This is a genomic window from Nocardiopsis sp. TRM 82005 (genome assembly GCF_056312425.1).
Map to the genome: position 1 here is coordinate 1 of NZ_JBWDTQ010000050.1, position 11246 is coordinate 11246.

At 71.3% G+C, this 11246-nt stretch carries 10 protein-coding genes and 1 riboswitch; of the genes, 2 read left to right on the top strand and 8 right to left on the bottom strand.

From position 1 onward, the window contains the following. Positions 1-167: 167 nt before the first annotated feature. The 7 genes from thiI to thiO all read right to left on the bottom strand — a co-directional run bounded on the left by thiI (position 168) and on the right by thiO (position 8812). Positions 168-1454 (bottom strand): tRNA uracil 4-sulfurtransferase ThiI, encoded by a 1287-nt coding sequence (gene thiI, locus AC0T5L_RS26745; RefSeq protein WP_476168269.1) that lies wholly within the window; start codon positions 1452-1454, stop codon positions 168-170. A gap of 464 nt (positions 1455-1918) precedes the next feature. Then, a complete protein-coding gene (locus AC0T5L_RS26750) occupies positions 1919-2944 on the bottom strand; it encodes a 6-phosphofructokinase (RefSeq protein WP_476168270.1) in 1026 nt (341 codons plus the stop codon). A gap of 214 nt (positions 2945-3158) precedes the next feature. After that, on the bottom strand, positions 3159-3815 hold the full coding sequence (locus AC0T5L_RS26755) for a response regulator (protein WP_476168271.1): 657 nt from the start codon (positions 3813-3815) through the stop codon (positions 3159-3161). A 203-nt stretch (positions 3816-4018) separates the two neighbouring features. Next, on the bottom strand, positions 4019-6007 hold the full coding sequence (gene pknB, locus AC0T5L_RS26760) for a Stk1 family PASTA domain-containing Ser/Thr kinase (RefSeq protein WP_476168272.1): 1989 nt from the start codon (positions 6005-6007) through the stop codon (positions 4019-4021). A gap of 533 nt (positions 6008-6540) precedes the next feature. Then, a complete protein-coding gene (locus AC0T5L_RS26765; RefSeq protein WP_476168273.1) occupies positions 6541-7320 on the bottom strand; it encodes a thiazole synthase in 780 nt (259 codons plus the stop codon). A gap of 2 nt (positions 7321-7322) precedes the next feature. Further along, entirely contained in the window at positions 7323-7538 is a 216-nt protein-coding gene (thiS, locus tag AC0T5L_RS26770) for a sulfur carrier protein ThiS (RefSeq protein WP_476168274.1), read from the bottom strand. 11 nt (positions 7539-7549) lie between these two features. Continuing rightward, on the bottom strand, positions 7550-8812 hold the full coding sequence (gene thiO, locus AC0T5L_RS26775) for a glycine oxidase ThiO (RefSeq protein WP_476168275.1): 1263 nt from the start codon (positions 8810-8812) through the stop codon (positions 7550-7552). Then, positions 8780-8892, bottom strand: a riboswitch (TPP riboswitch). Its footprint overlaps the gene before it by 33 nt. A 100-nt stretch (positions 8893-8992) precedes the next feature. Here thiO and AC0T5L_RS26780 point away from each other — a divergent pair. Both AC0T5L_RS26780 and thiE read left to right on the top strand, forming a co-directional pair. Then, on the top strand, positions 8993-9370 hold the full coding sequence (locus AC0T5L_RS26780) for an Rv2175c family DNA-binding protein (RefSeq protein ID WP_476168276.1): 378 nt from the start codon (positions 8993-8995) through the stop codon (positions 9368-9370). A 63-nt stretch (positions 9371-9433) separates the two neighbouring features. Beyond that, positions 9434-10105 (top strand): thiamine phosphate synthase, encoded by a 672-nt coding sequence (thiE, locus tag AC0T5L_RS26785; protein WP_476168277.1) that lies wholly within the window; start codon positions 9434-9436, stop codon positions 10103-10105. Positions 10106-10121: 16 nt separating this feature from the next. Here the strand turns inward: thiE and AC0T5L_RS26790 are convergent, their stop codons facing one another. Then, entirely contained in the window at positions 10122-11123 is a 1002-nt protein-coding gene (locus tag AC0T5L_RS26790) for a zinc-binding dehydrogenase (RefSeq protein WP_476168278.1), read from the bottom strand. Positions 11124-11246 lie beyond the last annotated feature (123 nt).

An 11246-nucleotide genomic window follows, 5' to 3' on the forward strand; every position in this document is an offset into this window, starting at 1 on the left:
AGTTGCGGGATTTGGCGGGCACTCTGGCGACTCTGACCGGGCGCACCCTCACCCCGGCCCCCAACCTCCAGCTCGCCGACGTGTGAGCTCACGGAGCTGAGACGACGGTGCCCCCGACCCCGTCATCCCGGGATCGGGGGCGCCGTCGTCTCAGCGCGGCGACCGCGTTAGACGGTGGCCGCCGACGCGCTGGCGGGCGTCACGCGTCGGGGCGCCGCCTCGCCCAGGAAACTGGGCTTGTGCACCTGTGCGGTGGAGACCAGGTACTCGGCCAGCTCCTCGGCGTCCAGGCGCTTCTCGATCTGGCGCAGGTCGGGGATCTGGGCCGCCGTCTCCACCTGGCGCGGGGTCAGCATGGTGCAGCAGTCCTCGTCGGGCAGCTCCGAGATGGCCAGCGTCTCGATCCGGCGCGCGTGGTCCATGATCTCGGTCTTGTCCATACCGATGAGCGGACGCAGGATCGGCAGGTCCACCGAGTCGTCCAGCGCGGTCAGATTGGTCATGGTCTGGCTGGAGACCTGGCCCAGCGCGTCCCCGGTGACCAGGCACTGCGCCCCCAGGTCGTCGGCGAGCGCCTCGGCGGTCTTGAGCATCAGGCGGCGCTGGGCGACGATTTGCAGCCGCTCGATCCCCGAACTCTTCAGCTGCTGCTGGGCCTTGCCGAAGGGGACCACGAACAGCCGTGAGCCCACCTGGTAGCGGTCCAGCTGGCGGACCAGGCTGTAGGCCTTGTAGATGGACTCCGGCCCGGTGAAGGGCATCCCGGAGAAGTGCAGGAAGTCGACCTTCAGGCCGCGCCGGATCATCCGGTGCGCGGCGACGGGGGAGTCGATCCCGCCAGACATCAGCACCAGGCCGCGACCGCTCATCCCGGCGGGCAGGCCGCCCTGCCCGGGTGTGCCGTCGGTGAACACGAACGCCTCGTCCTTGTCCACCTCCACGTACAGGGTGTTGTCGGGCCGCTTGAGGTTCACCTTGTAGCCGTGCGCATCGATGATCTTCGAGCCCAGGTATCCGGCCAGTTCCGACGAGGTCATCTCGAAGCGCTTGTCGCGGCGGCGGGCGCGTACCGCGAAGGTTCCCTCGCGTCCGGCCAGGGAGCGCACGCCGATGTCGGTGATCGCGTCCAGGTCCTTGGCCACCCGGCGGACCAGGTGCACCCACACCACGCCCATCACGTTGGCCATGCGGTCGGCGATCTCGGCGATCTCCAGGTCGGAGGCCTCGGGCTTGCGCACGATGATCACGCCCGCGCCGCGCTGGGAGAGGCGGACGTCGCCCAGATCGCGCACGGAGGAGCGGATGTTGTTGTGCAGCCGGCGCTCGAAGAGCTTGCGGTTGGACCCCTTGAGGACGATCTCGCCGAGCTTCATGAGCACGCAGAGCTCGCCGAGCCCGGCGTCGGATCCGGCCTGGGCTGCGGGGAGCGGCGCGGATTCAAGCGACGCGGACATGGTGCTACCTCCGGTGAGTACCTTCGTGCCCCGGTGTGACGTGGAAGTGGCGGTGGCGGACCGGGACCGCCCGTCGCCGTCCTCCAGTATCGAACATCCCCTATACCGCTCCGTCCATTCCGGTGCGGCCCGACGGGGAGGGCGGCGGTGAAAGGGGCACCGCAGGCGGAGCGCCCCCCTCCCTGGGAGCTGGGAAGGGGGCGCGGACCGGTCCGGAGGATCGGCGCACGTGGCCGGTGGCCGACACCCGGGGAAGCCCCGGTCAACCCGGGGCCGGGCTCCTAGGGAGTGTTTTTGGGATGCTTTCGCCTCTGTCGGCGTAGCCGACACCCCGTGAGCGGCCCGCCAGACAATCTCTCGCAAGACGTGGCGCAAAGTTCAGCCTGGTCGTGCTTCGCAGGCGTCATCGGCGCAGCGAGAGGCAGTCTGGGGGCGCGAGCACGGAACGTTCCAAGAAACACGACCTAGCCGAAGAAGGTCTCGGCCTCCTCGTAGCGCTCGGCGGGGACGGTCTTGAGGGTGTCGGTCGCCTCGGCCAGGTCCACACGGACGATGTCGGTGCCCTGGAGGCCGACCATCCTGCCGAACCCGCCCTCGTGCACGGCCTCGATGGCGTGCACGCCCAGGCGGGTGGCCAGCACCCGGTCGAACGCGCTGGGCGTGCCGCCGCGCTGCACGTGGCCCAGGACCACCGAACGCGACTCCTTGCCGGTGCGCTTCTCGATCTCCTCGGCCAGGGTCTGGCCGATGCCGCCCAGGCGCACGTGGCCGAAGGCGTCCTTCTCGCCGGCGGCCAGCTCCATCTGCCCCTCCTTGGGGTGCGCGCCCTCAGCGACCACGAGGATCGGCGCGTACTGGGTCTCGAAGCGGCTCTCGACGTGCTTGACGACTTCGTTGATGTCGAAGGGGCGCTCGGGGATGAGGATGACGTTGGCGCCCGCGGCCATGCCCGAGTGCAGGGCGATCCATCCGGCGTGGCGGCCCATGACCTCCACCACCAGCGCGCGGTGGTGCGATTCGGCGGTGGTGTGCAGGCGGTCGATCGCCTCCGTCGCGATGTTCACGGCCGTGTCGAAACCGAAGGTGTAGTCGGTTGCGTTGAGGTCGTTGTCGATGGTCTTGGGCACACCGACGACGTTGACGCCCTGGTCGTGCAGCTGGCGGGCCACACCCAGGGTGTCCTCGCCGCCGATGGCGATCAGGGCGTCGACGCCCAGGCCGGCCATGTTGTCCTTGACCCGCTCGACGCCGCCCTCGATCTTCATGAGGTTGGTGCGGGAGGATCCCAGGATGGTGCCGCCCCGGGGCAGGATGCCGCGCACGGCCGTCACGTCCAGCGGCATGGTGTCGCCCTCCAGGGGGCCGCGCCAGCCGTCCCGGAAGCCGACGAACTCGTAACCGTAGTCCTTGATGCCCTTGCGGACCACGGCGCGGATGACCGCGTTCAGACCAGGGCAGTCTCCGCCACCGGTCAGCACCCCGACTCGCATTCGACTTCTCCTCGACGTTGTCAGCTTCCACGGCGCATGGCGCCATATGGTCTAGACCATAGTGGGCGCGGGGACCGGAGGCCAACCTCGGGTGGGCGAACACCGGACGAACCTCCGCCGCGGGACGTGGGAGCGCGGCCGGCGGGGTTGGCCCGTTCTCCGCCCGGGGGTGCCTTCGGCATGTCACCTCCCGTTTCGCCGTACTCCGGCGGCCCTAACCGTCCAGGCCCTGATCGATGGCGTAGCGCACCAGCTCCACCCGGTTGTGCAGGTGCAGCTTGGTGAGGGTGTTCTGCACGTGGTTCTGTACGGTGCGGTGGGAGATGGTCAGCCGCTGGGCGATCTGCTTGTAGGCCAGCCCCTTGGCGACCAGGCGCAGCACCTCGGTCTCGCGGGGGGTCAGTTCGGGCGCCTCCGGCCCGCGGGGCCGCTCCGCCGACGACAGCCTGCGGTACTCGCCCAGCACCAGGCCGGCCAGGCCCGGGGTGTAGACGGCCTCGCCCGCGTGCACCCGGCGCACCGCGTCCAGCAGTTCCTCCCGGCCAGCCGACTTGACCAGGTAACCGGTCGCTCCGGCCCTCACCGCGGACAGCACGTCGTCTCCGGCGCCGCTCGCCGACAGCACCAGCACCCTCGGGGGCTCGGGCAGCGCCACCAGGCTCGCGGTCAGCTCAACCCCTGTTACGTCCGGCAGGTGCAGATCCACCACGGCCAGGGTGGGGCGCGCGGCCGGGGCGATGCGCAGCGCCTTGGCTCCGTCGCCCGCCGTCCCCACCACATCGATCCCGGCCTCGCCGAGATCGCGCGCGACCGCGTCGCGCCACATCGGGTGGTCGTCCACCACCAGTACCCGGACTACCTCACTCTCCATGCGGGCGACCCTATCCCGCTCCGACGGCGCCGGGCAGGCCGTGGCCGGCCCTGGCACTCCCGGGGGCTCAGCCCCGGTTCCCGGTCCCTCAGGCCGCTCTCGTGGAGCCCGGGAACGGCGGAAGGGGCGCGCGGGCCCTTGTCGGCCCGCACGCCCCTTCCGGTCGTGCCCAGCGCGATCAGGGGCGGCGCCCCCGGCGCGCGTCAGTCGTCGTCATCGTCATCACCGCGGTCGCCGAGGTCGCCCAGGTCGATACCGCCCGGGGTCGCGGTGATCGTGATCTTCGTGTCCTTGGGGGCCTCGCCCGTGTGGGACTGGTGCGACACGGTCTGACCGCCGAGGATCCGTTCGACCTCGACCTTGAAGCCGGCCTCCTCCAGGGCCTTGCGCGCGTCCTTCACCTCCATGTCGACCACGTCGGGGATCTCCACATCCGGCGGACCGGTGGAGACGGTCAGGGTGACGGTGCCGTTGGAGCCGACGCTGGAGTTGCTGTCCGGGCTCTGCTGGATCACCTTGCCCTCGTCGACGTCCTCGCTCTCCTCCTCGACCACGTCGACGGTCAGGCCGAGCTCCTCCAGGGTCGTGCGCGCGCTCTCCAGGTCCTCGCCGACCACGGCGGGCACCGGGATGCTGCGGCTGACGGAGATCGTGACCGTTCCCTCCCGGTCGGCCTCCGCCCCGGCCGCGGGATCGGTGGAGACCACCTTTCCCGGTTCGACGCCATCGGCGTCCACGTCCTCCTGGAGTACGCTCTCCGGGTCGAAGCCGAGGTCCTCCACGGCCTTGAGGGCGTCGGCGGAGTTCTCCCCCTCCAGGTCGGGCATGGGCACCATCTGCGGACCCTTGGACAGGTACGCGGTGACCTCCTCGTCGGGGGACAGGCGCGTCCCGACATCGGGGTCGGTCGCGCCGACCGTGCCCTGCTCAGCGTCGCTGTAGACGGTCTCCTCGGACAGCGTGTAGCGCAGGCCCTCCTCAAGGATCGCCACCCGTGCGACATCGGAGCTGGAGCCGACCACGTCCGGAACGTCCGTGTAGCGGCCCTCAACGACCCACCAGCCCGCGCCGAGCACGACGAGCGCCATGACCGCCGCACCGATCCCGATCAGCAGATTGCGGCGGCGCCGGTCGTTGGGGCCGTTCCGGTAGTCGTCGTAGCCGTCGTCATCGTCGTAGCCGGCCTCGTCCAGGCCGGCGGAGTTCATGTCCACGACCATCGTGGCGTTCTCGGTGCCCGGACCGGCCCCGCCGGCGATGAGCTGCGGGGCGGTGATGGAGGCCGTGGCCGCCGACGGGGCGACGGGTGTCAGCGGAGCCTGGCTGCTCGTGGAGTCGGGGGACAGGCCCTTGAGCACTTCCAGGATCTTGGCCAGGTACTGGCCTCCGTTGCCCGGACGGTACCTGGGGTCGCGCTCAGTGGCCTTGGTGACCAGACCGTCCACCTCGGGAGGCGTGCCCGGCAGGAAGTGCGAGGGACGCGGGACGTCCTCGTTGACGTGCTGGTAGGCGATCGCGATGGGCGTCTCGCCGGTGTGCGGCTGGCCGCCGGTGAGCAGTTCGTAGAGCATGATGCCCGCCGCGTACACGTCGCTGCGCGCGTCGGCGGTGCCCTTCTCGATCTGCTCGGGTGCCAGGTAGGCGGCGGTGCCCATGAGGGTGCCGGTGCGTGTCAGGCCCTGGTTGGACTGCTCCACCGCGCGTGCCAGGCCGAAGTCGGCGACCTTGACCCGGCCGTCCTCGGTGAGGAGGACGTTCTCGGGCTTGACGTCGCGGTGGACCATGCCTGCCTGGTGGGCGGCGCCCAGAGCGGCCAGTACGGAGGCCATCACGTTCAGGGCGTCGCGCGGGGCCAGGCGCCCCCGGGACTTGAGCAGGTCGCGCAGGGTGCGTCCGGGCACGTACTCCATGGCCAGGAACACGTGCTCCTGGTCCTCACCCTGGTCGAAGACCTGCACGACGTTGGGATGGGAGAGCTTGGCGACGGAGTGCGCCTCGTTGATGAAACGCTGGACGAAGGTGGGATCCTGCGCCAGCGAAGGGTGCATCACCTTCAACGCCAGCCGCCGGTCCAGCCTCAGGTCGTGGGCGACGTAGACGGTCGCCATCCCGCCTCCGGCGATCCGGGACTCGACGAAGTAGCGTCGGTCCAGGGTGGTGCCTACGAGCGGGTCGGAAGTCGTCATGTCCACGGCGGAGTAGTGTCCTTGCTGCGGGGAGCGCGGGCTGTAGCGGCCGGTGGCGCGTACCCGACACCGGGTGTCGAACCGACACGATAGCGGAAGCCCGCACCAGGTCTGCCCCGCGGTTCGCGGTCGCGCCGCCCCGCACCACCGTCGGTGGAGGGCGTCCGCACCTGGGTTGCCTTCGTGCGCGCGCTGCCCTCCCGAGGCGTCGCACACTCCTTCCACGGTAGGGGACAGCGCCAAACGACCCGGAGGGAACGCATCGGCCCCCTCTCATATCCGCCATGGAAACGGCTCTGACCACGGCCGATGGTGTTCAGTGCCGGAGCGTCGCCACTTCGCGTCCTCCTTCTGCCCGAGCCGTGAGACCGTCCAGAACGCAACACGGGCCGCAAAAGCCATCCCGCGCCACACAAGCCACACACGGGCGCCAGTGGAAGTGTCCCAACTCTCCTCCGTCCGGAAACCGCAGGACGGTTTCCGGACAGAAGGGATCGAAGAACACTCCCTAGCGCGGTGACCGCCGGGGTCGGACGGCACTAGTCGGCCCGGGGGGAGGAGGCCTGCGCGTAGCGGCGCACCGGGATGCGCCCGGCCAGGCGGGCGCCGCGGCCCGCGCGCACGGCGTCGCGCATCGCCGCGGCCATCCGTACCGGCTCCTGGGCACGGGTCACGGCCGTGGCCAACAGCACCGCGTCGCAGCCCAGTTCCATCGCGAGGGCGGCGTCGCTCGCGGTGCCGATCCCGGCGTCCACGATCACCGGTACGCCCGCCTGCTCCACGATCAGCTCCAGGTTGTGCGGGTTGCGGATGCCCAGCCCGGTCCCGATCGGCGCGGCCAGCGGCATCACCGCCGCACAGCCCAGCTGCTCCAGGCGCCGGGCCAGCACGGGGTCGTCGTTGGTGTAGGGCAGCACGGTGAAGCCCTCGTCCACCAGCTGCTCGGCGGCGTCCAGCAGCTCCACAGGGTCGGGCAGCAGCGTGTGCTCGTCCGCCACCACCTCCAGCTTCACCCAGTCGGTGCCCAGCGCCTCGCGGCCCAGCCGGGCGGTGCGTACCGCGTCGGCCGTGGTGAAGCATCCGGCGGTGTTGGGCAGCGCCCGGATCTTGTTGCGGGCGAGGACGTCCCACACCGATCCCTGGGCGGAGGGGGAGACCCGGCGCATCGCCACGGTGGTCAGCTCGGTGCCGGAGGTGACCAGCGCATCCTCCAGGACCTCCAGTGAGGGCGCCCCGCCCGTGCCGGTGATCAGTCGGGAGCCGAAGGCGGTCCCCGCGATCACGAGCGGGTCGTCGGCGAACGCGGTGTGCTCGGTCATACTCAACCTCCTTGTACGGCGGTGAGGACGTCCACGCGGTCGCCCGCGCCCAGCGCGCTGTCGGCCCACGCGGTGCGGCGCACCACCTCGTCGTTGACGGCCACGGCGATACCGCCGGGGACCTCACCGCCTCCGGAGGCGGTGAGACCGCGTACGACCGTTTCCACGGTGGTGCCGTCGGCCACCTCACGGCGGTCGCCGTTGATGATCAGTTCCACAGCTACTCCCACTACTTCCGAGTCGTCGTGCCGTCGCCGCCGAGCACCCGGTCCGCGGCGAAGCGCCGGGCGTACTCCGGCAGGCCGCCGGTGGTCAGGGCCGCGGCCATGGCCTCGCCGGTGACCGGGGTCAGCAGTACCCCGTGCCGGAAGTGCCCGGCGGCCAGGTGCAGTCCCGGCACCCGGGTGGGGCCCAGCAGGGGTTCGTTGTCGGGTGAGCCCGGGCGCAGCCCCACACAGGTCTCGGTGACCTCCAGTTCGCTCACCCCGGGGACGAGTTCGCGCGCGTCCCGGAGCACCTGCCACAGCCCCCCGGCGGTGAGCGTGGTGTCGTGTCCCAGCTCCTCCTGGGTGGCACCGATGATCACTTCTCCGTCGGCACGCGGCACCAGGTAGGTCGGAAAGCCTCTGACCAGGCCGCGGACCGTCCGGCTGACGATCGGCGGTTCGCCGACGGGCACCCGGGCGCGCAGCAGCTGGCCCTTGACCGGACGCAGCGGCGGTACCACCGGTCCGGGGACCCTGATCCCGTCACCCCAGCAGCCCGCGGCCAGTACCGCCTGGTCGGCGGGCAGCAGGCGTCCGTCGACCAGGCGCACACCCAGCCGGGCGCCCTCCGGGCCGGGGGCGAGAACCTCCTCGGCCCGCCCGGCGACCTCGGTGACACCAGCGCGCTCTCCCGCCACGGCCAGGGCGCGCAGCAGCCGACGCGGGTCCACGGAGTGGTCCTCGGGTGCCAGGACGCCGCCGCGTACGGACGGGGCCAGCATCGGCTCCAGGCGGCGGCATCCGCGGCTGGTCAGGCGCTCGGTGGCGGTGCCAAGGCGCCGCTGGAGCTCGTGCAGCCGGGTGAGGACGGCCAGATCGTCGCGGTCGAAGGCGACCAGGAGCGTGCCGGTGGCGCGGTGGCCCACACCGAGACCGCTGGCCTCCTCCAGTTCGGCGACGAAGCCGGCGTACATGCTCGCGGACCGGATACCCAGTTCCATGAGGGGTTCCTCACCGAACACCGCCTCGGTGGCGGGAGTGAGCATGCCCGCCGCGACGGTGGAGGCGGCGCGGGCTCCGGCCGGGTCGGCCACGGGATCGGGTTCGACCAGGGTGACGCGTAGTCCCCGCTGGGCGGCACGCCAGGCGGTGACCCGCCCGATGAGGCCGCCGCCGACCACGACGACGCCGTGGTCACCGGCGCACTCGTTGGTGGGACGAGTCGTCGCGGAGGAGGGATCGTTCGACGTGCGCACGGTGCTGAGTTCCACTCCCTTCGCCGGCATGATCCGGATCAGGTTCGTGCGGTCGGAGGCTCACAGCCTCCCTCTCAGCCGGGTCTCACCCGGCTCCCGCGGGACGTATTGGTCTGTCCCCCCATCTTAGGACCTCCGCCGGGGCGGGGCCCGGGCGATCCCCGGTGAAGTGCCGGCACACCCGTGTGCAGGTACACCGGGTGCGCGGGGATGTGGCAGATTGGTCGGGTGACACAAAGCGACATCGACATCGACACACTGGTCGGCGAATGGCTGACCCTCAAAGAGGCGGCTGAGCCGCTGGGCGTGAGCCCGAACCGGATCAAGACGCTGATCCGTGAAAACCGCTTGGCGGGTGTGGTCCGCGGCGGCGAGCTGTCCATCCCCGCCGCCTTCATCGACGGCGACGACCTCGTCAAGGGACTGCCGGGCACGATGATCCTGCTCAGCGACGCGGGCTTTTCCACCGAGGAGGCCCTGCGCTGGATGTTCACCCCCGACGACTCCCTGCCGGGCACGCCCATCCAGGCCATGCGGGAGAACAGGGGAACCGAGGTGCGCCGCCGCGCCCAGAGCATGGCCTTCTGACCCGGGGCTCACGGGGGCGGGCTTGCCTTGGGCCGGCGCGGGTCAGGGCCTAGGGTGGACGGTGTGAGGACCATCCACGGAACCAGCCTGCGCAAGCGCCTGGACGCATCCCTTCTGTACCTGTGCACCGGAGCCCGGACCGAGCAGGGTGATCTCGCCGAGTTCACCGACGCCGCCCTGGCCGGGGGAGTGGACATCATCCAGCTCAGGGACAAGGGCCTGGACGCCCAAGAGGAGCTCGCGGCCCTGGAAGTACTGCGTGAGGCCTGTGAGCGGCACGGTGCCCTGCTCGCGGTCAACGACCGCGCCGACATCGCCCGTACCGTGCGCGCCGACGTCCTTCACCTGGGCCAGCGCGACCTGCCCGTGCCCATGGCACGCGACGTCATCGGCGCCGATCCCATCATCGGCCGCTCCAACAACGACGTCAGGGCCGCGGCCGCCTCCGCCGAGGAGCCCGGCAGCGACTACTTCTGCGTCGGTCCCACCTGGTCCACACCCACCAAGCCGGGCCGTCCGGCCGCCGGACTGGACCTGGTGGAGCGGGCCGCCGCCCTGGGCACCGACCGTCCCTGGTTCGCCATAGGCGGGATCGACGCGGACAACATCGACCGGGTGTTGGACGCCGGTGCCCGCCGGGTCGTGGTCGTGCGCGCCATCACGGAGGCACGGGACCCCCGGGCCGCCGCCGCCGAACTGCGCCGGCACCTGGTGGCCCGAGCCGAGCAGGGCTGACGGCCGCGGCGCCGGCTCAGGGCACCAGCAGCACCTTGCCCAGGACCGTGCGCTCCTCCAGCGCGGCGTGCGCCCGGTCCGCACGCTCCAACGGCAGGGTCAGTCCCACGTACGGTGTGATCCTGCCATAGCGCGCCAGTTCCAACACGAGGCGTAGTGCGTCCTTCTTGTCGCTGTGCGCCTCCAGGTCGAACAGTCCCACGACCTCGATCCCGTGGCGCTCGGCCTCCTCGGTGTCCACCTCCGAGAAGTGGCCGCCCGCCGACCCGTAGCTGACGAACCGGCCGCCGTCGGCCACGGATCCGAAGGCCGTGGCGCCCAGCGCTCCCCCGGCGCCGTCCAGGGCGACGTCGACCCCGGCGCCTCCGGTGAGCTCGCGGACCCGCCTCTCCCATCCGGGGCGCGAGTAGTCCACGGCCTCGTGCGCGCCCAGCTCACGGGCGAGTTCCAGTTTGGCCTCGCCGCGGGCTGCGGCGATGACCCGGGCCCCGGCCGTCCGTGCCAGCTGGACGACCAGACTGCCAGCCCCGCCGGCGGCGGCGGTGACCAGGACGGTCCTGCCGGGTCCGAACCCCGCCGTCCGCTCCAGGGCGAGCGCGGTCGGTCCGTCGTGCAGCAGTGCCAGTGCCGCCTGCGGATCCATCCCCTCGGGCACCCTGACCAGTGCCGACTCCGGAACGACGGTCCGCTCGGCGTAGCCGTCCACGGGCAGGGCGCCGTGCCCCTCAGATGTGTTCGCGTGTCCGGTCTCCGCGACCACCACAGCGTCCTCCCAGTCCGGGTCCACGCTCTCACCGAGTGCGGTCACCCTCCCGGCCACGCCCGCGCCGGGGACGTAGGGCGGGGTCAGGGGGAAGTAGTCCTGCCCCCAGCCGCTCCGGAGCAGGGTGTCCAGATACATGACGTTCGACCCCGTGACTTCCACCAGTACCTGTCCGGGGCCCACTCCGGGGTCGGGCACCTCCCGGGCCACCAGAACCTCCGGGCCGCCGAACCCGTCCACTCGTATCGCGCGCATCTCTTCTCCTCGGTGTCTGTTCCTCCGACACTGCACAGCCTCTTACCTCAATGATTATTGAGGTCAAGGCCGCTGCGAAGAGTTCCGTGGGCCCGTGGCCCGGTCCCCCCGGCCACCGGGCCG